Source organism: Pseudoneobacillus rhizolycopersici (genome assembly GCF_054786815.1).
This window is the reverse complement of record NZ_JBTOOE010000009.1, coordinates 138,434-160,740: the sequence shown is the minus strand read 5'-3', so window position 1 is coordinate 160,740 and position 22,307 is coordinate 138,434. Positions and strand designations below refer to the sequence as shown.

The window sequence follows — 22,307 nt, the reverse complement described above, 5'->3', positions numbered from 1 at the left end:
GAGCCATTAGCTCAGTCGGTAGAGCATCTGACTTTTAATCAGAGGGTCGAAGGTTCGAGTCCTTCATGGCTCACCATTTATTTTTAATATACGCGATGTGTTGGATCTAGTAGAAACATAAAGAATTTTCACGTTGCAGTGTATTTACTATTTTAGAATTATGGCGGTGTAGCTCAGCTGGCTAGAGCGTACGGTTCATACCCGTAAGGTCGGGGGTTCGATCCCCTCCGCCGCTACTTTCATTATTACACGGAGGAATACCCAAGTCCGGCTGAAGGGATCGGTCTTGAAAACCGACAGGCGGGTTAAACCGCGCGGGGGTTCGAATCCCTCTTCCTCCGCCATATTTTTTATAAATATGTGCTTGTTCTAAATTAGCTTTTCTGAAATCGGTACAGTTTTGAAAATGTATGGCATAATTTCTTTGTTTTTTATCGTCGCGGGGTGGAGCAGTCCGGTAGCTCGTCGGGCTCATAACCCGAAGGTCGCAGGTTCAAATCCTGCCTCCGCAATTAATGTAAGTTATTTTCAATAAATACACTTGAAATAACTCTGGTTCCGTGGTGTAGCGGTTAACATGCCTGCCTGTCACGCAGGAGATCGCGGGTTCGATTCCCGTCGGGACCGCCATTTATCCCAGCAGGTTGCTGCTGTTGATATATATTTTTTGTGTGGCTCAGTAGCTCAGTCGGTAGAGCAAAGGACTGAAAATCCTTGTGTCGGCGGTTCGATTCCGTCCTGAGCCACCATTTGTTTGTTTTGGTGGGGTAGCGAAGTGGCTAAACGCGGCGGACTGTAAATCCGCTCCCTGTGGGTTCGGCGGTTCGAATCCGTCCCCCACCACCATTTTTGGATAGAATCCATTTTATGAATAATTATTCATTATGGCGGTCGTGGTGAAGTGGTTAACACGCCAGATTGTGGCTCTGGTATTCGGGGGTTCGATTCCCCTCGATCGCCCCATTAAATTTTATACTATGATTGGGCTATAGCCAAGCGGTAAGGCATCGCACTTTGACTGCGACATGCGTTGGTTCAAATCCAGCTAGCCCAGCCATTTTTCGCGGAAGTAGTTCAGTGGTAGAACACCACCTTGCCAAGGTGGGGGTCGCGGGTTCGAATCCCGTCTTCCGCTCCAATTATATTATGCGGGTGTAGTTTAGTGGTAAAACCTCAGCCTTCCAAGCTGATGTTGTGAGTTCGATTCTCATCACCCGCTCCATATTGGGCCTATAGCTCAGCTGGTTAGAGCGCACGCCTGATAAGCGTGAGGTCGATGGTTCAAGTCCATTTAGGCCCACTACCTATAAGAAAATAAATAAAAATCCGCCTTGTCGCAAAACAAGGCGGATTTTTTGTTGTGCGCCCAGCATGGGTGCAATCTATAGGGTGTAAGTCCCGAACTGTGAAGGCAGAAGTAGCAGTAGCTTAACGCAAGGGTGTCCGTGGTGACGCGGAATCTGAAGGAAGCGAGCGGCAAACCTCCGGTCTGAGGAACACGAACTTCATATAAGGCTAGATACCATTGGATGAGTTTGCAACACAAAACAAAGTCCTTTCTGCCGAAGGTGGTATAAAGTAAATGAAGCAGATAGATGGAGGGAAAGATTGCACTCTTACCTGGGGAGGTCTGATTGACATGCCAAGTACACTTGGTAACCTATCTAGTGATAGATAGCTGAACAATCAGAAGTCAGCAGAGGTCATAGTACCTTACCTACTCGAGATGGTGAGGGAAGGACTGAACAATTAGGAAGAACGGGAACTAGGCGTACAATTCCTGTGAAGAAGCAGACAATCCGTATAGGACTTACTTAAAGGAGGACGTGGTGAATCCCACTGGGGACTTTAAGAGGGTGGAGCAGGAATAACACAAACAGAATTCTACGTTCACGTCGAAAGGAAATATCAAATGTTAATGGATAAGATTCTGTCACGGGAAAACTTAATAGAAGCACTTAAACGTGTGGAGAGAAACAAACGGAAGTCACGGCGTAGATGGAATGTCCGTTAAAAGCCTACGAAGACATCTCTACGATAATTGGGATTCACTTTGTAATTCTTTAAAGGATGGTACCTTTGAACCGTTCCCTGTCCGTCGAGTCGAAATCCCGAAACCGAACGGCGGGGTACGATTACTAGGGATACCTACCGTGACAGACCGATTCATTCAACAAGCCATTGCCCAAGTGCTAACCCCATTATTTGACCCATCCTTTTCGGAGCATAGTTATGGTTTCAGACCAAATCGAAGAGGACATGACGCTGTACGCAAGGCAAAGGGATATATAATGGAAGGCTACAGATGGGTAATAGATATGGACTTAGAGAAATTCTTTGACAAGGTAAACCATGATAAACTAATGGGGATATTGGCTAATAGAATTGAAGACCGCATGGTCTTAAAACTCATTAGAAAATATCTCCAAGCTGGGGTCATGATAAACGGTGTGAAATATGATGTCGAGGAAGGAACACCGCAAGGTGGTCCATTAAGCCCTTTACTCTCTAATATCCTGTTGGACAAACTCGATAAAGAGTTGGAACAGTGAGGTCACAAATTTGTTCGGTACGCGGACGACTGCAACATCTACACGAAGTCCAAGAAAGCGGGCGAACGAGTAATGAACTCAATAACACACTTTATAGAAGAAAGGTTAAAACTTAAAGTGAATAGGGAGAAATCGGCAGTTGACCGTCCGTGGAAAAAGGAAATTTCTGGGTTTTAGTTTCACTTTCAATAAGAACCCGAAGGTTCGTATTGCAAAAGAAAGTATTAATAGACTAAAATCTAAAATTCGTGACCTAACCTCGCGCTCTTTCTCAATCCCTATGGAACTGAGAATAGAGAAACTAAACCAATACCTTACTGGCTGGTGTGGTTACTTTGCATTAGCAGACACACCAAGCAAGTTCAAAGAATTCGATGAGTGGATAAGAAGACGACTTCGTATGATTGTTTGGAAACAATGGAAAACACCAAAGACAAGGGTAAGAAAACTCAAAGGTTTGGGTGTTCCAGAAAACAAAGCATATGAATGGGGAAACTCTAGAAAGAAATACTGGAGGATATCTTGTAGTCCTATTCTACACAAAACCCTTGATAACTCATATTGGAGTAATCAAGGGTTGAAAAGTTTATATCAAAGATATGAATTTCTGCGTCAAACTTAATTGAACCGCCCTATACCGAACGGTATGTAGGGTGGTGTGAGAAGTCGGAGGTTAGTCACCCCCTCCTACTCGATTGATTGTCGAGTATGAAATAGATTTGGATATTTTTAGGTGATTGGTGACAGGCACCAGCTTTTATTTATACCCTTCCGAAGAAAAAATCCAGATTTTTGATCCATCTGTGTAGGTTCCTTTGCTGTCCCACATGAGTTTGATGTAGCCTTTTTTGCTGTCGTGGAAGGTGACGGCGATGTCGTGGCCGTCTTCGGAGGCTTTAGGCAAGATAATCGAAATAGGGTGATTATAGACTTCTCCTGCTTTTGCTACTCGCCACTTTTCTTTTTTCCCATTCAACAGGTATGTGCCATCCTTATTAATCGTAAGCGCTCCATTTGAGGCACCCTTTGTGTACTCACCACCTGCATATTTACCTGTATCTTTATAAAAGTATTCTAGCATGGAACCAGGGATCCATAGTTTCCATTTCCCATGGAGTTTTGCGTACTCTTTTGTTTGGTCTTGTTTTAGAGATACCGTCGTTTTAAAACTAGCAGTTGTTCCTTGATACGATGCAGTGATGGTAACAGTTCCGTTCTGGCCGGTAAAGGTAACAATCCCTGTTGAGGTGACCTTTGCCACAGCAGTGTTGCTAGATTTCCAAACAACCCCCGTTTGTACGGTTTGTTTTTTACCATCCGCATAGGTGGCGGTAAGGACAATCTTCACTGGTTTATTACTATAGGCTAGCTTTGTCGCGGTTGTTAGTGATTTTACTACATTCCCGACGGTTGTAGTGACGCTAGCCGTTTTGCCTTGATAGGTGGCTGTGATCGTTACCTTTCCAGGTTTTCCAGTAAAGGTTACAACGCCTTTAGAGCTAATATTTGCGACATTGGTGTTGCTGGACTTCCAAGTGACAGCATCAGACTTTATTTCTGCCGTCTTTTTATTGCTAAAAGTGGCCACTACCTTCAAGGCAACTGGGTTTGCATTGTATTTTAGTGTTTGGCCAATTTTAATAGACGATAAAGTGGCTGTATCGGAAGACGGTGATCCGACCAAGGCATATTCGAGCGAAATTATCGAGTTGGAATACTGAATCATCTTCAATTTTGCCAGGGAGCCGTTCGCCCGCTTGATTAGGTAAACATGTCCAGGTACGGCATCAACCATTGTGAGGTAGCCAATTTCCTGGTTCCCATCGACATTTGTAAAATCCACTTCACCAAGGTCAACAATCGCGTTCGCTCCCATATTGTTTCCATCAAGGGAAAACGCAATATCTGCATCTTTGCCACGAGTCATCTTACCAGTCGACAGGTTCATGCCTCCCTGTCCAAGGGGATCAGACCAGAAAATACCTGTCCCTGGGATTGAGGTATCATAGTTTGCTTGTTTCGTGTCGCCCCAGGAAACTGCTGCTGTTACCAAACCGCCGAAACTAAAACACTGAAAAAACAATAAAAAAATTAATAAGCGACTTATAGACCTCATATTTTTCCTCCTTAAGCCATAGTAATATTGGCTTGTAAAAATGATCCTTACCCATATCTTAATGTCCTTTTTAGCCCGTAGCTAGTGTGAAATTCACATTTCACGAAAAGAAAAGATCAATACGGAAAGAAACTCCAAAACTCCAATAGAAAAAGGGACACGGATTACTTCCGTGTCCCAATTATTAGGAGATTGGTGACAGGCACCAGTCTACTATTTTTTAGGAGATGAGTGACAGGCACCTAATCGATTATTGTTACTTTCAAATTTTTTACTCCAAATTTGATGGCGCGTTTTTTGTTTGGGATGAAGACGTCGATTCGTTTTCCTTTGATGGCACTGCCGATGTCTGCGGCGACGGCTGTACCAAAGCCTTCGACGTGTACTTTGGTTCCTAGTGGGATGACTTTAGGGTCAACGGCGATGACTTTTTTCTTCGGATTTTTTTTCAAATTAATTCCCGTTTTGGTGATACCGGAGCATCCTTTGCAGTAGGCAGTATAGGCTGTGGCTTTTACGGTAATAACCTTTGATTTTTTCTTCTTGTTTGATAAATCGGATTTATCATTTTTGGTTTTTGACTCAATTTCTTTATTATCTTGAGTTTCCTTATTTGGTGAGTTATTTTCTGCGGCTTGTGCATCCGAATTGTCTTTGGTGCTTTTCTCTTCTACCCCTAGAATTGATGAACTGGATTCCTCTTTTGGTGGTGGATTAGATTCAGCATCTGACTTGGAATTTTCTGAAATAGATGCCGCAATTGATTCTTCCTTCTGGGATAGGACTGCTTGGTTCTGAACGAATAGTTCTACCCCCGGGTGGATCAAATCAGTGCTTAAGTTGTTCCATTTCATGATTTGTTCCACACTAACTTTGTACTTTTTTGCGATGATCCACAGTGTATCACCTTCTTTTATCATGTGCCTGGGTGTCGTTGCTAACACTTCACCCTTATTGATGACGTCTATTGGCTTTCCGTTGGTTTCTGTTTGCTCCAATAGGGCACTTTCCGTTGGTGCTGTTACAGATGCCGCTTGGACATTAGCACTTACAGTTCCTGAGAGTACAGCAACTGCTAACAATGATGTTAATTTCTTCTTAAGCATTTCTTTTACCCTCCATGTTCCTTGGCTGCTAATTCTTCAAGCATTTGCTTAATGATTAATGCCAGTGTTTACCCTACAAAATTCGACAAAGGGAGGCTTTTTATGTCGGTATTTTGGTGACAGGCACCGTTCGTGGACAATTTAGGTTAATTTGTCCACGAGTCGTGGACATTTTTTAAGGTGTATGCCAAATCCTCAATATGAAGAAAAAGCAGAAGGACTAAGCCTCCTGCTTTAAACTAGCTCGTGGAATATTATACGCGCTGAAGTCTTCTATTTACGGATTCAATATCAAACTCTTCGTAGAACTGTCTGGTTCCCCAAGATTTCATAAATTCATGTTCCGGATGGCTTGGGTCGGCCAGGATGGCGAGAAATTCTTCATATCCGCCTTCTCCACCGACATCTTCTGGTGGGGTATTACCTTCTCCGCCAAGACATATGGGATGATTCATTTCAAAATTGTCGATCATTTTTTCAAGTGTAATATGGTGCTGCCAATCATCGCTTAAGTCATATCTATAGATGATTTCAGCAGGAAAATAGTCAATGAGATTCTCGCCAGTTTCAAGTTTCATCGGGATTCCAAAGTCATAACTCAATGCCTCCTCATTACAGACTAAATTCAGAATTGGCATTCGGTTTTCCCATTTGCCTATTTCATCGAGGGGAATGGGTGGTCCGTCATAAATACTAAACTCATGGAGGTGATAATCCTTCCAACCGAAAGCAATTTGCAAGGTTTCATGTAGCCCCGGAAAAGTTATCCTTTTTGGGACGGCAATTTTTCGCGATACTTGATGATTTTCTAAGAGTAATTTTACATGAAGAATAAAGCCCTCTGAATTAAAAATTGGTCCACCAACCAAGGCCTCTAACTCACGATATAATTTTTCATTTGGATTAATGTAGTTCTTTCCATCCCCCACCATTAAGCGGCTAGCCTTTTTGGCGATAGCAGGTTGATGAATGGAATGTGGGTTAATGTCATTTTCGAAAAAATAAACATGGTCACAAGCTTTATTCAGTCTGGCAACTAGTGATTTATTTTTCGTTGTGGTGAATGAGATTTCCTTGGACTGAGAAATATATGCCTCAATCACCTCATCCTTGATTTCCTCTAGACGAAAGGTTTCCGTTATGGCTTGTAAAATGAGCTCATTTATATTTTTAAAATCCTTCGCTTTTAAGCTATAAAGAACAAGGATGTACCGATTGCTATCATTCATAAGGACAACCGTTTTTCTTCGATTCATCGTCATTATATTAGCATGCCAAGAAAACAGCTCCGCTTCCTCTGAAACAGCTGATGGTGCTATCTTTAACTCAATTAAAAGCTTTTTTGTACATTGAATTATCATGAATATGACTCCTAAGGCATAGTGGTAAAATGTTAAACACAAAATCCATTAATAAATTTTCAACTTAATCATGTAGATGATTCCCTTATTTTAGGAGAATGGTGACAGGCACCGGATATGGTGCAAAATAGTATTCTTTATGATTTCTGGTGTGACTTGTTGTGGTCTCATGATGGCTTGTAGTGTTAGGCCGTCGATTAGGGCGTATAGGGTTTGAATTTCTGTTTCTCTGTTTATGTTGTTTTTGGTTAAACCTTGGTTAATGAATGTGTCGATAATGTAGGTTATTGCTTGTTTTGTTTCAAGGTACAATTGTTCTACAAGGTTTTGAAGAGAGGAGTCAGAGAGTGCTTTGATGTTAAATATGAGCCAAACCTCCATTTCCACACTTTTCTCTTCATCAATTGGCAATAATTCAAATAAGAGCAACTGGGCGTCATGAACCGGATCTCCTGTAAATTCGATTCTCTGTACCCTTTTCTTTACACGTTCGGTGACCAGGTTCATTGAATAGAGTAGTAAATCGGATTGGGTCGGGAAATAGTGTCGCATCGATCCAGGTGAGATTCCAGCCTCTTCGGCTATTTTCCTTACCGATGCACCTTCGAGACCCTCTCTTCGAATCACTCTCCAGGCAGCTTCAGCTACTTTTTCCTTTTGTTTATCGTGATTAACTATTTTTGGCATATTTTTATTATAACCTGCATTGTCTTTTTTAATACAGTCGTGTTAAATTGTTTTTAGTACATTTGTATTAAAAAGGAGATTACAAAATGATTGGTTGGCTCATTGTTGCTTGCGAAATTGGATTTTGGCTCTTTGTCATCGCTGGTTTGGTTACTCGGTATATTTTTAAACAAAAGAAACCAGGGGCAATTCTTCTATGGTGTACACCTATCATTGACCTGTTATTAATTATTGCAACTATCCTCGATTTAAGGAATGGTGGGGAAGCTACCATATTACACGGATTAGCAGCCTATTATATTGGGATGACGATTGCTTTTGGAAAGCGTATGATTCATTGGGCCGACGAAAGATTTGCCTATAAATTTTCAGATGGACCTAAACCAACGAAAAGAGTCACATTTGGGGTGGAGCATGCGCGAATGGAGCGAAAAGGTTGGTATCGTCATCTGCAGGGATGGGCGATTGGCAATGGGATGCTTGGAATCATGATTCTTCTAGTCGGTGATAAAAGTCGTACGGAGGCACTCCTAAACATTCTCTTTCTATGGACGGTTATTCTAGTCATCGATTTTCTGGTGAGCTTTAGTTATACGATCTTTCCTAAAAAAGAATCCGTTAAAGAAGGACGGATGTGAAAATGATTGATTGGTTGAATGCAAACACCAGCTTCGCGACACTGTTGTGGCTCTTTCCAATTACGTTTATGATTCATGACTTTGAGGAAATAATTTTTGTTGAGGCGTGGTTTAAGAGGAACTTTCATAAGGTGCATCACCGTGTTCCGGCTAGACTGAAGCAGACGTTTCAAGATATGTCTAAAATAACCGCTGCACAGTATTCAATTCCAGTGTTCTTTCAGTTGGTAATTTATATCGTAGCTACATACATAGCGGTTGATTACGATTTCTACGGACCTTTTGTTGAATTTAATGCTCTAATTTTTCTACATGTATTCATGCATATTGGTCAATCACTTGTGCTTGGCACATACGCACTTGGGGTAGGGAGTGCCATTTTTGTTACCCTTCCATATTCCATATATTTGTTTATTCGACTCATTACAGAAAACGTAATTCAATTTAGTGACATCCTCACCTCCTTACCCTATGGAATATTAACCGTACTCGTCCTCTACCTTGGACATAAAATTGCACCGAAAATCGTGCAGAGATGATTTTTTTCCTTATTTTAGGAGGTTGGTGACAGGCACCATATTTTTAGACAGCTAATCATATACATAAAACATGTCCAACGAAATGTGGAGTGTGGTTTCTATGTATTTGGTGAAGAAAGTGATAGCTATTATTGTTGGGAGTTTTCTTGTTTCAATTGGTATTAATCTCTTTTTAGTCCCGTATGAGCTACTTGATGGAGGTATTATTGGATTAGGTCTTATCCTGAAGTATTTACTAGGGATTAAGGTAGGTTTAGCAATCATTTTAATGAGTATTCCTATTTTTGTGATTGCATGGTTTTATAATAGAGACTATTTTTTAAATAGCTTAAATGGAATGCTGTTTTTATCGTTTAATATTGATTTTTTGGTGCCAGGCCATTCTCGAATGTTGTCTTTCATAAGATTTGAGCCATTCCTAAGTTCTATTATTGGCGGAATTTTGGTCGGACTGGGGATTGGGATTATGCTGCGTCAGGGCACAAGTACAGGAGGAACGGACCTACTGGCGCAATTTCTGTCAAACATCGTCCATATTAATGAATGTGGGAATCCTTATCTTCCTATTAGATGCTATAGTCATCTGCCTTGGTGGCCTGCTCATATCAAAAGAAACCTTCTTCCTTTCCCTAATCACCATCCTATTCGTCGGCGTCTCCACCACCATCTGCACCTGGAACACACCAAATAAACGTATCCCACTTTAACACTTTAAAGCATGTGGGGACTGTCCCCACATGCTTTAAAGTGTTAAAGTAAGTATAGTTACATATTACGTTGCTGTTGTTTTGTAAAATAAAAATATCGATAATGCTTTATTAAAGGAGAGGACTAGAGTGGAAATGACTGATAAGCTTGTGCAAAGGGCGTATCATTTATACCTTGAACAAAAAAATGATGAGAGGGACTCTTTAGCCTTAAAGACGATTAATGATTTTCATCGGAAAATAGCTAGATGGGATGAGAGTATTCCGGGTTTTAAAAGGCTTGGATTTTTTCAACATTATTTGGTTGGGCCTCATATGGAGGCAATTGCGTCAAGTGGATCTGCTGCTGCCAAACATGACAATTTCAAGTCACTGATGATTAAGCCTTCAACGTTAGCAAAGATTAGAAGTTTATTTGTCTTGAGAAAAGCTGGTCCTGTGGAAGAAAACATGATTAGTCAGCTGGCCGAGATTGATTTGATTAATCACGTCACGGAACATCCAAATCGGACGGGAAATCGGCCAAGTGCCTATATCAATCGGTTTCTCATTTGTATGTTTATCGAAATCATGACGACGATTGCAGATAAGGGTCAATTAAGTAAAACGGCAAGATTGCTTGGTAAAAATCCAGATAACGTCTCATTTGAACGACTGCAGGTTCAAGTACGGGAAAGTGTGGATGAGGCTCTAGACAGGCTTGGCATCGGTCAGGAATTAAACCTGTTCACGCGAGCAACAATTGCCTATTTTATAGAGGCAGCAGGAAAAGAAATGGCAGGCTAAGCCTATCGAAAACGGCTACCGCCCGCCTCCTAAAATATTAAGCACCAAAGCGCTTTAACGCTTTAACGCTTTAAAAAACTCGGGGACTGTCCCCACATGCTTTAAAGTGTTAAAGGATGGAGTTTTGGGTAATACTTATGGTAATTTATTGGAAAATGCATTTAGCAGGAGTGTGTGGTTATGGATAGGGAGCTGTTGTCGCGGTTAAATCAGGAGATAGGGAAGAAGGATTTGTCGATTAGTCAGTTGAGTGAGGTATTGGGGATTGATCGGAGTATTTTTAATAAGTTTATTAATGGGCAGCGGGTGCCGAATTTTGAGGATGTTTATCGGATTCTAAACTATTTCTTTCCTCATAATCTTGAATCCTACGAATGGCTGAAACGGTTAATTCCTAGCTTTAAATCAATCCAATCCATCAAGGGAATGCTGGAACTCGCGACCTTGCAGCGGGATAATCAAACCATCTGTACAATCGCGAATATGTTGAAAACAACGTCATCGACGAAACATAAGGAATGGGCGGATTGTTTTATCCTATGGAATGATTATCGGCTCCGAAAAATCGATCATGATTCCTATTTGCACGCACTTTTGACCGCACCGGTGCAAACAGATGAACTAAAGGCGATTCGTGATATCCGGTTGATGCATTATTATTATACGACGGCTAGTCGTTTCGACCTGGCCCAGCAATACGGTGCTAAGGCGAAAGAGATTCTCGACGCCCTTCCCAATGGGGCTATTAAAAGTAGTTACCTATCCAAATATTACCTATATTGTGGACATATCACGTTGTTAGGCAATTATCAGTTCATTGATTCCTGTGTGGAACATTTCCACCAATCGATGGAACACGCGATTTCGCCCATTGTTATAGGGATTAACCTGTATAATTTGGGGGTTACCTTTCAATATCACAATCACGAGAAGGCTTGCCACTATTTTACCCAAGCCGAAAACATCCTTAGACATTGCGCTACCTATGATGACAGTTTGCGGTATATTGCTGATTTTATTTTGGACCCGATCATTCCGAGGAGCAAGTTAATTGGCAATGACCTAGAGGGAATACGGGAAGAGGACTTGAAACATCCCCAGGTGAAAGTGCTGTATTATATTAAAATAAATAATTTAGCCATGGCAAAGGAAATTCTTAATAACCTCAGCCCCGAGGAACGCGAAGACGAAATTCTGCTTTGGTGTCGTGGTGTGATCGAGAATAGCATCCCAATCCTTATGAAATCGCTGTTAAAATGTATTGAATTGAACCAGATCAATGAAGGATACTTGGCTATTAAGGATTTGACCCGGCTCGGCTTTGATCAGTCAATGATTGATTTGATGCTAAGGATTAGGGAAAATTCCCCGTTGCCTGTTTATACATAAAGATGATTCCGAAGGTGGCAAGGGGTTTATTTTAGTAAAATAAACCCTCTTAGCCATTCGGAAAAAGCATTAACAAAATGTAAACGCTTACGTTTGACCAAATAGTTTAGTTAATTTTTCAATCATGATGCCCCGTTCACCGGAAACGATATGAAACAGCTGGTTATCGATAAAAAAGGCCACCGTTAAAGTCTCCTCCGTTTCGGATATGACTTGATAAGATACTTCCACTTTCTCATCATGATTATCCAAAAAACATCTCTCCCATTTCTAAGTTGTTAAAGGTAAACAAATATGAAAAGTGGTGCCTTTTCCGATTTCGCTCTGGACAGATATCCGGCCATTATGGTGATGGACGACGGAAAAAACCTGGCTTAAGCCCATTCCAGTCCCATCCCGTTTCATAGTGAAGAAGGGCGTGCCCAACTTGGTTAGGTTCTCCTTGGCAATCCCTATTCCGGAATCGGTAATTTTCAGATTGATTCGGTCATCTTTTACAAACTGTTCAATGACGATTTTGCCGTTATGACTAATCGCTTCGATGGCGTTTTTCATCAGGTTGAAAATCGCTTTGATGAGTGCATTTCTTTTCCCGACGACCATGACTCCAGGGTTTTGATAGAGTTTAACAATTTCAATGTTATAAAGTTTCTCTTGAAAAAGGTAGGCGATGGAGTCGAGTTCCTTGCATAGATCAATCGGGGTCGACGGTTCATCGTGGATATCTGGTTTTGTAACATGGAGTAGATTGGTTAATGTGCTTAATGCCTTGTCTAACTCCTGCTCCATGGTCGTTAAGTATGGATGATTCATCTCTTCCTTTAAAAGCTGAAGGAATCCTCGCACCACCGTTAGCGGATTACGCACCTCATGAGCAATACCGGCAGCCAGAATTTGAACAGAATCTCTAGAAGGCATCCCAGCCTCCTCATTTTCTCTACTATACATATCATATGACCTCAGTATCAAATAATTTCATTGATTTTCATTATACCAACATAATATACTCAAAAACTGAAAATATAATAAATTGTGCCAACCTTTCATCCAATCAAAAAGTTGGCACAATGTTGCTTTAGTTGACAATAACGGTGTTAGTTAACCATAACGGTGACAGGCACCGTTATGGTTAACTAAATTTCCTCCCTTATTTTTGAAACTTCCTCTCGTTGGGTGTCGTCAAAGGGGTAGGAAAAGGAGGGTTGGTTTTGGTGGGTTACCAGGCTGATTATAGGTTTAGTAAGGAAATGGATGTTTTGGCGATGGAGCCGGCGAGGGCTTTGGAGTGGATGATGGATGAATATGGTGAAGGGGTAAAGCGATTTATTTTTACATATACGAAAAATGCCACGCTTGCAGAGGACCTAACGCAAGAGGTTTTTGTCAATGTCTACTTGAAGATAGACACATTTAGCGGGAAATCTTCACTCAGGACTTGGATTTATTCCATTGCGGTTAATAAATGTAAGGACTATTTCAAGAGCTGGCATTACCGGAAAATCCGTTTAATGGGGAGTTTTTTAGAAACGAATATGATTACCCTTCGTTCGCCTGAAAAAATGGTGGCCATGGAAGAGGATCGTGTCGAGTTGATCGAACAAATCCTAGCATTGCCACTTAAATATCGCGAGGTTTTGCTGCTCTTTTACTATAAAGAATTTTCTATAGAAGAGATTGGGGAACTGCTAGGAATCGGAGAGGCAACAGTCAAGACAAGATTGCGACGGGCACGGCAGAAACTAAAAACGGTCTTAGATCATGAAAATGGGGGGACGGTATGATGGAGAAAAATTTGGAGAATTTAAAGCTGGATATCAATGCTTATATTTCGGATGATAAAATTTTTACCGAACGTGATCGGAAGAATATTCGGGTTAAGATGTTGGAAGCTCAATTCCAGAAGCCTAATTCAAAGGCCAAGGGTAAGCTATTACCATTCGCAGCAACTTGTACAGCTGGATTACTATTTTTTATTCTATTTCATACGTTTTTGGGTGATTCTTTTAGCCGTTTTTTTGAAAAGGGTTCGGGAACCTCCCAGCAGCAGGCGATGGTAGATTCGGAGTCCCCGAAGAGGAATGGTGGTTCAGGCTCAGCTCCTGTCAAGGAGATTTCACGATTCGTCATTGATCCAGCAACGGTAAAAGTTGGTGATCTAGTGAATAGTTTTAAAGTAGCATTTGTACCGGAAAATGTCGCTGCGGAAGATGTGCAGAGTAAGAGGTTCGGTATAGTCCTTGAAGGGGATGTGAAACTTTCCGGAACGATTGAAATATTGACGGAAGAAAATCAGCAGTTTGCCGTTTTTTTACCCGATAAAGGATCACTATCGGCATTGCCACTTGTCGCAGGAGTCGAGCGGGATACTCCGCTGATTAAGTTAATGAGTGACAGTAAGGCGATAACAGAGATGTTAGGGCTTATGGAAGGTGAACAAAGGAAGGTCGAAATTCGGATTGATATGTATGCGATTTTCCATCATACTTATCCCGCCCAAGCGGGGCTAGAGCAGTATGACCAGGCTAGAGTGTTTGAAATCAATGGTGTTTCACTTGAAGGAACGATTTCCGGGCAGCCTTCCCAGCAGAAAGAGTACCATATGGTGGAGGAAACGTTAATTCTTACTTACGATAAATTGGTGGCCACGCTGTCGGAAAACGAGCTGAAAGGTTTGAAGCCGCTTGAAGTGTTCCGACTCTATTGGCAGGCATTTGAATTCGGAAACATCGAATTAAGGCATTTCCTACTTGGTGGGCCGGATGTACCAGACCTAGCGACCTTTGCTAACGAAGTGGTAGAGAAACAGCTGGCAAGGGAGCAGGAACTCTACGAAAAAATACGAGAAAAGGGACTAGACAACTTAGTTGCCCATGAAAACGGCAACACAGCCTACATCGACATCACCGGCGACAAATTCAACATGATCAAAACCGAAAGTGGGGTTTGGAAAGTGAAGTTTTCTAGTTTACCATAACGGTGCCAGGCACCATAAGAAAGCCCATCTGCTTTTAGAAGCAAATGGGCTTTTTTGGCGAAGTTAGGCGGTTTGGCCCTTCTTAACTAGGGCTTGTTCTTTTTCTAGTAATCTTTGGAACGCTTGGCGTGATACTTCTAAGTGTTCCTCTTTTGGCTTGCTTGTTGTAAGTAGCTGGAAGGCATATCCTGTCAGTTTGAATGGCATAAAGATGGTTCGCACAAATTTGTTTTCGTTCATGATGACTTCACCGTAGAACGGGAACCAAATGAGGATCTTCAGCCAGACGGGAATCGGGACGAATGCCATTAATGCTGTATAAACTATGAGAATAGCCATACAACTTGTGCCACACCACTCGTGGATTCTGGATGCTTTTGTTCCTTCTTCTACTGTGATTGGTCGACCCTGCAGGTAGAGGTTGTGCATCACATGTTCAGCGGCGTGATATTTTCCCATTGGCGTCACTTTTAGCATGATCGTCACCATTAATAGCCCGGTTAACAAGCCGAAAATGAACCCATTTCTGTCAGTTCCAGCTTCCTTGATGTTTTCCATAACAGCCTGAATCCGATAATTCATCAAAATCGGAGCCACCATGAATAGAAATCCGATGAACCATTTCATGTAGAAACCATAAATAGTGTCGGCAAACCCGCGGACTAAAGGGATTCTTAGTGCTCGATTTAACCATTGAGGTAAGGCTTTGATGGGTTCAACAACAACTTCGATTTCCCCCTTTTTTTTGCGAATGGCCTTTGATTGATAATTTTTCCCGTAAAATGAGACTGCATTGCTATGCGCCATTCCTCCATTGATCAATAACTCATTATTATTCACAATCGTTCCCCCCTCTGATTTCATGCTATTTTTATACTTGTTATTTTTATATCACAATCCGATGTATCGTTATGCGATATATCCTCAATCGATATAATAATCGTAATATATATAATTTGCAACCTTTTTTTTACATAAAATAAAATCTTTGCCTAAAAGCTTTCCATTGCCACGTCTGACAGCCTACGACACCACCTTCATTATGCTATAATCAAACAGAAAAAACTTTGTGAATCAAAGAATTGGAGGCACACAATGAAAAAGACCTCACCTACGCAGTACTTACCGCTTACACATACAACCTATTATATATTGATTTCGCTCATCACCCCGCTTCATGGCTATGGCATCATGCAGAAGGTGGAAGAGATGAGTAAGGGCGAAGTGAAGCTTGGTCCGGGGACCCTATATGGGGCCTTAAGTAAATTGGAAAAGGACCAAATCATTAACAAGACTGGGGAGGATGAGGAGCGGAGGAAGTGCTATGTCCTAACCGATCTTGGGAGGCAAATCGTGAAATTGGAGTGGAAGCGGCTGGAGGCCCTAGTGGAAATTAGTCGAAATCTGGTCGAAAGCATGGAGGGGAAGAATGAATGAAAACGAAGAAAAGCAAGAAGGTTTTCAAGTTTTTCTTAGCTTGGCAGGATAGCAATGAGGAAGTATGGCTGAATGAGATGGCCAGGAAAGGCTGGGCTTTAAAGACCTATAAGTACCTTTATCATTTTGAAAAAATGGAGCCAACCAACTATATATATAAGCTTGACTACAAGGCGAACCGTGACGAGGACTTGGATGAATATAAAATGATTTTTGAAGAAGCGGGCTGGGAATATGTAACTCGCTACGGTGATTGGCACTACTTCCGTACGGTCGCTGAAGGAGAGACAGCCCCGGAAATCTACACCGAAAATGAGTACCAAATTGAAAAATACAAAGGACTGCTCCAGCAACTCATCTCGGCCTTAATAACCATAATCATCCTAGCCGTCATCCTTACAATCAGCATCAACTCCCCATTCCTAAGCGGCTTCCTCCTCTCATTCCTAGGAATCGTCGGCCTATGTATAGTTAAAGTTAGACAGAAAATTAATAGATTGAGAGAGTGAATGTTTTGGAAGAAAATAGGCGATTGGTGACAGGCACCATTTGAATGCGCCATTTTGAAAAATAGCAAATTAAGAATATAATTACATTAAAACTTAGAAGAAATGGGGATGTTAGATGGATTTACATAAAAGGCAAAAAAGTAGTAAATCGAAAATGGTATTGCGTGCGGTGATGGTTATTATTGGGGGATTTATCACCGCTTATGGACTGGAAAGTGTTTTAATTCCGAACAATGTGTCCGACGGTGGCGTGACAGGGTTGAGTATTGTTGGATCAAAATTATTGGGATTGCCGTTGGGATTACTCATTGCCATTCTGAATATCCCGTTCGTGTACCTGGGATATAAACAAATCGGGAAAAGTTTTGCGATTTTTTCGGTCATCGGTATTGCGTCGCTATCGATTGGGACGATTTTAATGCATCATACTGAGACGATTATTCAAGGGGATACGCTGCTAATTACTGTCGTCGGGGGAATTATCATCGGTTTTGGGATGGGACTTGCCTTGAGAAATGGTGGTGCCTTGGATGGAATTGATATGTTGGCCGTGCTGCTTTCGCGTAAATTGCCTTTTGGCACAAGCGATTTGATTTTATTTTTAAACTTGTTTGTTTTTATTGTTGTCTCAACGATTTTCGGTCTGACAGGGGCATTGCTATCGGCTATCGCTTACTATATTGCCTCAAAGGTCATACATATTGTAGAAGAAGGTTTAAGCGGTTTGAAAACGTTTAAAATCATTACGAGTCAATCAGAAGTAATGGTCGAAACGATTCGGGACCGCTTAGGGCGTGGAGCAACCCTTAATTTAGTACAAGGCGCCTATTCCAACGAACAATTCAAAGAAATTACCTGCGTGATTAACCGCTTAGAAGAAAGCAAGATTAAAGAAATTATCCGAGAAATCGACGAAAACGCCTTCGTCATCGTTTACGACGTCGCCGAAGTAAAAGGCGGAAACTTCAAGAAACGAGATATTCATTAAGTTGACATTAACGGTGACAGGCACCATAAGTGGACATTTGTCCACCATAGGAGGACGTAGGATGAATCCGATTGATACGATTAGGTTTATTGAGGGATCTTTATCGCAGTTTAAGGACGTGTACCAATGTCTTTTGGAGGATTTCCCGGTTGAAGAGGTTAAGGGTTTTGGGCATATGGAGGAGTTGCTGTCTAGCGGTCGTTACAAGCTCCTCCTAGCAATGGAGCCCAATCACAATGTAATCGCTGGGTATGTCTTTATTTATGTATTTGAAGGGCTGCCTGCAATTTGGTTAGATTATTTGGCGATTAATCAAAAAATACGAGGTTCTGGTATTGGGACCCAGTTTTTTAATGAACTGGTCAAATTCAAGGAAGGTGTGTCAGGCATGTTTATCGAGGTGGAAAAACCCGATGACCATCCAGGAAATAAGAGGGAAGATCAACTTCGACGCATTCGTTTTTATGAAAGGCTAGGTGCTAAGAAACTGCCTATTTCATATGAACTACCAACTAAGTCTGGCGGTTTCCCAATGTATCTTTACTATAAGTCAGCTTACGGGGATCAAGCCCCTTTATCGAAGGAACAAATAGAGAGCGCAATCAACGAGGTTTTTCATGTCATACATTCAGATGTCGCGAAAAAGGAGGCTATATTGAAAAAGATTCTAGCCTCAATAGAATAGAGGAGGTTGCAGTCCAACTTCCTTTGTTACCATTGGGAGTGGGAATGCATCCTCCTTCGTGCGATTGTAAGGGCATAAACTTCTACTTAAGGATATTTAAAAATCCCCGGAAACCTTGTCCTCCAAGCCAATTCATTATGAAAGGCTCCTTCAAAAATTTCAAATAACCCACCAAAAATAGCCTACCAAATGCAGACCCAATCAAACATTTTTTTGAAAAACACTATCTTGGAAAAAATATGACCTTGGTGACAAACACTCGTAGAAGAGAAGGAAATTTTGTGTGGAAATATTCCATAAGCAACATCAACACTTCATATAGATTTTTGTGATTATCCCCCATTTTTTAGGAGATTGGTGACAGGCACCGCTCAAATTTTTTCCGAAAAGGTGAAGGGATTTCGAGGTTTTGTGGCGAATTGTGTTGTTGTGAATTCGATTATATTTTCCTCGTTTTTTGTAGATACCTCTTGTTTGTTAGTCGATCCTTTCTGATTTTTCCCTAAATATATTGAATTCAATAAAGATGAAACTTAATTCAATAGGGGTGATGCGTATGTCACGTAAACTTCGTATTTGGTATCCTGGGGCTCAGTATCATGTTACGGTAAGGGGAGTGAGGCGTACAGATCTTTTTTATGATGAGAACGATCGCTTTTTTTATCTATTTCTATTAGAAAAGGCCAAAAGCCGATACACCTTTCATCTCCTTTCCTTTTGTTTGATGTCAAACCATGTTCATCTGCAGTTGCAAACAGAGGAAATTCCATTAAGTACGATTATGCACTGGGTCAATACAAAATACGCCAAGTATTTTAACAAAAAGTACGATACTTGTGGTCATGTTTTTGAAAAGAGATATGGAGATGAACTTGTAGAAACTTCGGAGTATGAGCTAGATTTAAGCAAATACATTCATCTTAACCCGGTAAGGGCTAAAATTGTCGAGCGGCTGGAGGATTATCCTTGGAGCAGCTACCATATTTATGTCCGACAACTTAACTCCTCGCTGGTCGACACGAAGCGAATTCTTTCGTATTTCCTCGAACCTCAAGTTGAAAATTATGATGCCTTTTTGCGTCAGCCTGGCTATACCAACCTATGGTTTTCATACGATGGAAAATTACTTGGGCACAGAGATAGAGCAGAAAAAGAGTCTTCGCGATAATGACAGTCATTTTAACCTTACGGAAGGAGCAGGATTTCATTGAAGATTCAATTATTTGGCATACCAAGTTTTGCTGGTGCCTTGTATCCTGGAACAGAATTGGCTCCCGATGCGATTAGGAAAGCGGGTTTAGTCGAAAGTCTTCAGGAAACAGGCCGAATCACCCTGGATTATGGAAATATCATAGATGGCAGCGACCTTCCAAGACATAATGTCGGGCCGGTCCGCAATTGGCCGGCACCGCGGATGGTGTGGGAGGCCATTCAGGAAAAAGCCGAAATGCTATTCAGCCCGGAGGCTTTTTCCATCATACTAGGTGGAGACTGCAGCATTGAGGTAGGGACATTTTCCGCCTTTAGAAAGGTTTTCGGAGAGCAGAGCCACCTTTTAGTACTAGATGGCCATATCGATACGATTGAGCCAAGTGGCGACCGTTGTTTTGGCGCGGCCGGGATGGGGCTTTGGTTTCTGACTCAGGACCAAAAGGTTTGGTGGAAAGAGGAGCCTATTTCGGTTGAGTCCATTTCTGTTTTGGGACCGCATGGGTCAATCGATGAAAACCATGACGGAATCAAGGTAGTTCCATTCGAGGGATTAACGTTCGAGCGGGCGGCCCAACATTTAAAGGAAATTCCAAGTGATGCTAACATTCTCGTCCATTTTGATGTGGATGTTTTACATGAATCAGTGATGCCTGCAGCCTATTCCCTAAGCAAAGAAGGGCTGGGCTATGACCAAGCAGCAAGCCTGTTAAAACTAATCCTAAACGACCCGCGAGTAAAAGGCATCGAAATCACCGAATTCTCCGCGGACAAAGACCAAGATGGGGCATGTGCAAAAACAATAGTAGAGTTGCTGCGGTTTAGTTTACCATAACGGTGACAGGCACCAATCTCCTAATTTTTTCAAATCAATAGAATAATAACTTCATCCTGGAGGGGACTTAATGCTGTTAAATTGTCATGAAGAAGTTTTGGCGGTAACGAAAAAGTTGGCGAGGATTGAAAGTATTGTTAATACTGCTGGGGAAAAGCAGATGGCTTACGCGTTGCTGAATATGATTGGGGAGATTCCTTATTTTAAGGCTAATCCCTCCCATTTCACAATCCAGCAAACGATTCACGATGACAGTGAACGTTACAACGTTCTGGCTTTTATTAAGGGGACGAAATCTCCGACGCCAAGCAACCGAACGGTCATTCTAATGGGCCATATGGACACGGTGGGGATTGATGATTTTAATCACCTCAAGGGTCTTGCCTGCCAACCCGAAGAATTAATGAGCGCCCTACAAACGGAGGATCTGCCACCCGCTGTGAAAGACCATTTGGAATCCGGCGATTGGCTGTTCGGCCGTGGTATTCTCGATATGAAGGCTGGAGTTGCTAGCCATCTTTATCTACTAAACTATTACGCCGAGCACCCAGAAGAGCTAGATGGCAACCTGGTGTTTTTATCGGAATGTGATGAAGAGGATGGTTCGCATGGAATTCTCTCAGCCCTGAAGATTTTGAAAAAGTGGCGCGAGGAGCATGGTTTTGATTATGTAGCTGCGATTAATGCGGATTTCGTGTCACCACGTTATGAGGGGGATACAAACCGTTATATTTATAAGGGCACGGTCGGGAAGCTGCTGCCATCGTTTTTCATCACTGGTGCCGAGACTCACGTTGGCTCCTGTTTTGAAGGGCTCGACCCGAACTTTATTGCGGCTGAGTTGACAAGGCAGATTAACTATAATCCGGAGCTTTGTAATGAGGCCAATGGCGAAACGACGGTACCACCCGTTTCGTTAAAACAAACCGATTTGAAGCCATCTTACACGGTTCAAACCGCCCTATCCGCGTATGTATATTACAATTTTTTCATCCATTCCTGGTCGCCAAAAGATGTACTGGCGAAATTGAAGGATCAAGCGGAGATTGCCTTCCAGCGGGCTTTAGATTCTTTCCAAGACCGGTATCAGCAGTATTGCCAAATGAGTGGTGAGCCATATCAAGCGATTCCGTGGGCGCCACGCGTTATTACCTATGAGGAAATGGAAGAAATGCTTATTAATAAAAATGGCCCTGCCTATGTGAGTCATATGGATGCTTTCAAGAAGGAATTGCTGAATGATACGAGTTTAGACACGCGGATGTTTGCGGCAAAAGTAGTGGAGGAAGTTTGGAAATGGATGGACGATAAGAGCCCGGCAATGATTCTGTTCTACTCATCACTCTATTCCCCAAGAATCGAATTGAACGGGAAAACGGATCATGAGCGGGTGTTAATTGAAGCGTTAGAAAGCGCCGTGGAGGCGATTCAACCTGAGTACCCATACCCGATTGTCACACGGAATTTTTTCCCGTACATATCGGATATGAGTTTCGTTGCGTTAAGTGACGACCAAGAGGGCCTAGACGCCGTCTCCAAAAACAACCCTGGTTGGGGCACCAAACACCACGTCGAATACCAAGACATCCGCGACCTCAACATCCCAGTCATCAACATCGGACCATACGGGATCGACGCCCACAAAAAACTCGAACGCGCCGAAGCCCAATACTCATTCCAAATCGTACCAAACTTAACCAGGTTAGTAATTTGGAATATTTTAGGGTAATGGTGACAGGCACCGAAAATGAAACAGCACTTTAGCATTTTTAAGCAAATGTATTTTTTA

21 protein-coding genes, 12 tRNA genes and 1 pseudogene are annotated in these 22,307 nt (G+C 41.9%); 27 read left to right on the top strand and 7 right to left on the bottom strand.

Annotated elements, in window-relative coordinates:
* The 13 genes and pseudogenes from ACX9YW_RS11935 (at position 1) to ltrA (ending at position 3,174) form a co-directional block, all read left to right on the top strand.
* A tRNA-Lys gene (locus tag ACX9YW_RS11935) sits at positions 1 to 76 on the top strand.
* Positions 77 to 162: 86 nt separating this feature from the next.
* Positions 163 to 236: transfer RNA gene (locus tag ACX9YW_RS11930), tRNA-Met, on the top strand.
* A 15-nt stretch (positions 237 to 251) separates the two neighbouring features.
* A tRNA-Ser gene (locus tag ACX9YW_RS11925) sits at positions 252 to 344 on the top strand.
* A gap of 94 nt (positions 345 to 438) precedes the next feature.
* A tRNA-Met gene (locus tag ACX9YW_RS11920) sits at positions 439 to 512 on the top strand.
* A 42-nt stretch (positions 513 to 554) separates the two neighbouring features.
* Positions 555 to 630: transfer RNA gene (locus tag ACX9YW_RS11915), tRNA-Asp, on the top strand.
* A 43-nt stretch (positions 631 to 673) separates the two neighbouring features.
* Positions 674 to 749: transfer RNA gene (locus ACX9YW_RS11910), tRNA-Phe, on the top strand.
* A gap of 12 nt (positions 750 to 761) precedes the next feature.
* Positions 762 to 846, top strand: a tRNA-Tyr gene (locus tag ACX9YW_RS11905).
* A gap of 41 nt (positions 847 to 887) precedes the next feature.
* A tRNA-His gene (locus ACX9YW_RS11900) sits at positions 888 to 963 on the top strand.
* A 19-nt stretch (positions 964 to 982) separates the two neighbouring features.
* Positions 983 to 1,057, top strand: a tRNA-Gln gene (locus ACX9YW_RS11895).
* Positions 1,058 to 1,063: 6 nt separating this feature from the next.
* A tRNA-Gly gene (locus ACX9YW_RS11890) sits at positions 1,064 to 1,138 on the top strand.
* 10 nt (positions 1,139 to 1,148) lie between these two features.
* Positions 1,149 to 1,222: transfer RNA gene (locus tag ACX9YW_RS11885), tRNA-Gly, on the top strand.
* Between the two features lie 4 nt (positions 1,223 to 1,226).
* Positions 1,227 to 1,300, top strand: a tRNA-Ile gene (locus ACX9YW_RS11880).
* A gap of 612 nt (positions 1,301 to 1,912) precedes the next feature.
* Positions 1,913 to 3,174 (top strand): annotated as a pseudogene (gene ltrA, locus ACX9YW_RS11875) (group II intron reverse transcriptase/maturase).
* A gap of 135 nt (positions 3,175 to 3,309) precedes the next feature.
* Here ltrA and ACX9YW_RS11870 read toward each other — a convergent pair.
* The 4 genes from ACX9YW_RS11870 to ACX9YW_RS11855 form a co-directional block, all read right to left on the bottom strand.
* Positions 3,310 to 4,668 (bottom strand): Ig-like domain-containing protein, encoded by a 1,359-nt coding sequence (locus ACX9YW_RS11870; RefSeq protein WP_460346574.1) that lies wholly within the window; start codon positions 4,666 to 4,668, stop codon positions 3,310 to 3,312.
* 242 nt (positions 4,669 to 4,910) lie between these two features.
* Positions 4,911 to 5,774 carry a 3D domain-containing protein gene (locus ACX9YW_RS11865; RefSeq protein ID WP_460346572.1) on the bottom strand — a complete coding sequence of 288 codons (864 nt, stop codon included), beginning with the start codon at positions 5,772 to 5,774 and terminating at the stop codon, positions 4,911 to 4,913.
* Between the two features lie 254 nt (positions 5,775 to 6,028).
* On the bottom strand, positions 6,029 to 7,135 hold the full coding sequence (locus ACX9YW_RS11860; protein WP_460346570.1) for a plasmid pRiA4b ORF-3 family protein: 1,107 nt from the start codon (positions 7,133 to 7,135) through the stop codon (positions 6,029 to 6,031).
* A 90-nt stretch (positions 7,136 to 7,225) separates the two neighbouring features.
* Positions 7,226 to 7,822, bottom strand: a complete 597-nt coding sequence (locus ACX9YW_RS11855; protein ID WP_460346568.1) for a TetR/AcrR family transcriptional regulator — start codon at positions 7,820 to 7,822, stop codon at positions 7,226 to 7,228.
* Positions 7,823 to 7,908: 86 nt separating this feature from the next.
* Between ACX9YW_RS11855 and ACX9YW_RS11850 the strand changes: the two genes are divergently transcribed.
* The 5 genes from ACX9YW_RS11850 (at position 7,909) to ACX9YW_RS11830 (ending at position 11,881) form a co-directional block, all read left to right on the top strand.
* On the top strand, positions 7,909 to 8,460 hold the full coding sequence (locus tag ACX9YW_RS11850) for a 2TM domain-containing protein (protein ID WP_460346566.1): 552 nt from the start codon (positions 7,909 to 7,911) through the stop codon (positions 8,458 to 8,460).
* Positions 8,461 to 8,462: 2 nt separating this feature from the next.
* Positions 8,463 to 8,999, top strand: a complete 537-nt coding sequence (locus ACX9YW_RS11845; RefSeq protein ID WP_460346564.1) for an HXXEE domain-containing protein — start codon at positions 8,463 to 8,465, stop codon at positions 8,997 to 8,999.
* A 100-nt stretch (positions 9,000 to 9,099) separates the two neighbouring features.
* The gene (locus tag ACX9YW_RS11840) at positions 9,100 to 9,690 is read left to right on the top strand and encodes a YitT family protein (protein WP_460346562.1); all 591 of its coding nucleotides are present in this window, start codon (positions 9,100 to 9,102) and stop codon (positions 9,688 to 9,690) included.
* 145 nt (positions 9,691 to 9,835) lie between these two features.
* Positions 9,836 to 10,492: a hypothetical protein gene (locus ACX9YW_RS11835; protein ID WP_460346560.1), complete on the top strand. Its 657-nt coding sequence runs from the start codon at positions 9,836 to 9,838 to the stop codon at positions 10,490 to 10,492.
* 180 nt (positions 10,493 to 10,672) lie between these two features.
* The gene (locus ACX9YW_RS11830; protein ID WP_460346557.1) at positions 10,673 to 11,881 is read left to right on the top strand and encodes an AimR family lysis-lysogeny pheromone receptor; all 1,209 of its coding nucleotides are present in this window, start codon (positions 10,673 to 10,675) and stop codon (positions 11,879 to 11,881) included.
* Between the two features lie 87 nt (positions 11,882 to 11,968).
* On the opposite strand, the gene ACX9YW_RS11825 is transcribed toward ACX9YW_RS11830, so the two are convergent.
* Positions 11,969 to 12,133: a hypothetical protein gene (locus ACX9YW_RS11825; RefSeq protein WP_460346555.1), complete on the bottom strand. Its 165-nt coding sequence runs from the start codon at positions 12,131 to 12,133 to the stop codon at positions 11,969 to 11,971.
* Positions 12,134 to 12,151: 18 nt separating this feature from the next.
* Complete coding sequence (locus tag ACX9YW_RS11820; RefSeq protein WP_460346553.1) at positions 12,152 to 12,799, bottom strand: two-component system sensor histidine kinase NtrB; 648 nt, start codon at positions 12,797 to 12,799, stop codon at positions 12,152 to 12,154.
* A 293-nt stretch (positions 12,800 to 13,092) separates the two neighbouring features.
* Here ACX9YW_RS11820 and ACX9YW_RS11815 point away from each other — a divergent pair, with 293 nt between their 5' ends.
* Both ACX9YW_RS11815 and ACX9YW_RS11810 read left to right on the top strand, forming a co-directional pair.
* On the top strand, positions 13,093 to 13,662 hold the full coding sequence (locus tag ACX9YW_RS11815) for a sigma-70 family RNA polymerase sigma factor (RefSeq protein WP_460346582.1): 570 nt from the start codon (positions 13,093 to 13,095) through the stop codon (positions 13,660 to 13,662).
* Entirely contained in the window at positions 13,659 to 14,855 is a 1,197-nt protein-coding gene (locus ACX9YW_RS11810) for a hypothetical protein (protein ID WP_460346551.1), read from the top strand. Before ACX9YW_RS11815 ends, ACX9YW_RS11810 begins: the two co-directional genes overlap by 4 nt.
* 63 nt (positions 14,856 to 14,918) lie before the next feature.
* Here the strand turns inward: ACX9YW_RS11810 and ACX9YW_RS11805 are convergent, their stop codons facing one another.
* Positions 14,919 to 15,695 carry a DUF1385 domain-containing protein gene (locus ACX9YW_RS11805; protein WP_460346549.1) on the bottom strand — a complete coding sequence of 259 codons (777 nt, stop codon included), beginning with the start codon at positions 15,693 to 15,695 and terminating at the stop codon, positions 14,919 to 14,921.
* 255 nt (positions 15,696 to 15,950) lie between these two features.
* Here ACX9YW_RS11805 and ACX9YW_RS11800 point away from each other — a divergent pair, with 255 nt between their 5' ends.
* The 7 genes from ACX9YW_RS11800 (at position 15,951) to ACX9YW_RS11770 (ending at position 22,247) form a co-directional block, all read left to right on the top strand.
* Positions 15,951 to 16,292 carry a PadR family transcriptional regulator gene (locus ACX9YW_RS11800; protein WP_460346547.1) on the top strand — a complete coding sequence of 114 codons (342 nt, stop codon included), beginning with the start codon at positions 15,951 to 15,953 and terminating at the stop codon, positions 16,290 to 16,292.
* A complete protein-coding gene (locus tag ACX9YW_RS11795; RefSeq protein WP_460346545.1) occupies positions 16,289 to 16,801 on the top strand; it encodes a DUF2812 domain-containing protein in 513 nt (170 codons plus the stop codon). Before ACX9YW_RS11800 ends, ACX9YW_RS11795 begins: the two co-directional genes overlap by 4 nt.
* Before the next feature lie 115 nt (positions 16,802 to 16,916).
* Complete coding sequence (locus ACX9YW_RS11790) at positions 16,917 to 17,789, top strand: YitT family protein (RefSeq protein WP_460346543.1); 873 nt, start codon at positions 16,917 to 16,919, stop codon at positions 17,787 to 17,789.
* Positions 17,790 to 17,850: 61 nt separating this feature from the next.
* Positions 17,851 to 18,474: a GNAT family N-acetyltransferase gene (locus ACX9YW_RS11785; RefSeq protein WP_460346541.1), complete on the top strand. Its 624-nt coding sequence runs from the start codon at positions 17,851 to 17,853 to the stop codon at positions 18,472 to 18,474.
* A 556-nt stretch (positions 18,475 to 19,030) separates the two neighbouring features.
* Positions 19,031 to 19,642, top strand: a complete 612-nt coding sequence (locus ACX9YW_RS11780; protein ID WP_460346539.1) for a transposase — start codon at positions 19,031 to 19,033, stop codon at positions 19,640 to 19,642.
* Positions 19,643 to 19,681: 39 nt separating this feature from the next.
* Entirely contained in the window at positions 19,682 to 20,518 is an 837-nt protein-coding gene (locus tag ACX9YW_RS11775) for an arginase family protein (protein WP_460346537.1), read from the top strand.
* A gap of 70 nt (positions 20,519 to 20,588) precedes the next feature.
* Complete coding sequence (locus ACX9YW_RS11770; protein ID WP_460346535.1) at positions 20,589 to 22,247, top strand: M20/M25/M40 family metallo-hydrolase; 1,659 nt, start codon at positions 20,589 to 20,591, stop codon at positions 22,245 to 22,247.
* Positions 22,248 to 22,307: the final 60 nt, after the last annotated feature.

Excerpts from the sequence above, each read along its gene's own strand:
- ACX9YW_RS11870 (WP_460346574.1), bottom strand. The coding sequence starts at position 4,668 with ATGAGGTCTATAAGTCGCTTATTAATTTTTTTATTGTTTTTTCAGTGT.
- ACX9YW_RS11865 (WP_460346572.1), bottom strand. The coding sequence starts at position 5,774 with ATGCTTAAGAAGAAATTAACATCATTGTTAGCAGTTGCTGTACTCTCA.
- ACX9YW_RS11860 (WP_460346570.1), bottom strand. The coding sequence starts at position 7,135 with ATGATAATTCAATGTACAAAAAAGCTTTTAATTGAGTTAAAGATAGCA.
- ACX9YW_RS11855 (WP_460346568.1), bottom strand. The coding sequence starts at position 7,822 with ATGCCAAAAATAGTTAATCACGATAAACAAAAGGAAAAAGTAGCTGAA.
- ACX9YW_RS11850 (WP_460346566.1), top strand. The coding sequence starts at position 7,909 with ATGATTGGTTGGCTCATTGTTGCTTGCGAAATTGGATTTTGGCTCTTT.
- ACX9YW_RS11845 (WP_460346564.1), top strand. The coding sequence starts at position 8,463 with ATGATTGATTGGTTGAATGCAAACACCAGCTTCGCGACACTGTTGTGG.
- ACX9YW_RS11840 (WP_460346562.1), top strand. The coding sequence starts at position 9,100 with ATGTATTTGGTGAAGAAAGTGATAGCTATTATTGTTGGGAGTTTTCTT.
- ACX9YW_RS11830 (WP_460346557.1), top strand. The coding sequence starts at position 10,673 with ATGGATAGGGAGCTGTTGTCGCGGTTAAATCAGGAGATAGGGAAGAAG.
- ACX9YW_RS11820 (WP_460346553.1), bottom strand. The coding sequence starts at position 12,799 with ATGCCTTCTAGAGATTCTGTTCAAATTCTGGCTGCCGGTATTGCTCAT.
- ACX9YW_RS11810 (WP_460346551.1), top strand. The coding sequence starts at position 13,659 with ATGATGGAGAAAAATTTGGAGAATTTAAAGCTGGATATCAATGCTTAT.
- ACX9YW_RS11800 (WP_460346547.1), top strand. The coding sequence starts at position 15,951 with ATGAAAAAGACCTCACCTACGCAGTACTTACCGCTTACACATACAACC.
- ACX9YW_RS11795 (WP_460346545.1), top strand. The coding sequence starts at position 16,289 with ATGAAAACGAAGAAAAGCAAGAAGGTTTTCAAGTTTTTCTTAGCTTGG.
- ACX9YW_RS11790 (WP_460346543.1), top strand. The coding sequence starts at position 16,917 with ATGGATTTACATAAAAGGCAAAAAAGTAGTAAATCGAAAATGGTATTG.
- ACX9YW_RS11785 (WP_460346541.1), top strand. The coding sequence starts at position 17,851 with ATGAATCCGATTGATACGATTAGGTTTATTGAGGGATCTTTATCGCAG.
- ACX9YW_RS11780 (WP_460346539.1), top strand. The coding sequence starts at position 19,031 with ATGTCACGTAAACTTCGTATTTGGTATCCTGGGGCTCAGTATCATGTT.
- ACX9YW_RS11770 (WP_460346535.1), top strand. The coding sequence starts at position 20,589 with ATGCTGTTAAATTGTCATGAAGAAGTTTTGGCGGTAACGAAAAAGTTG.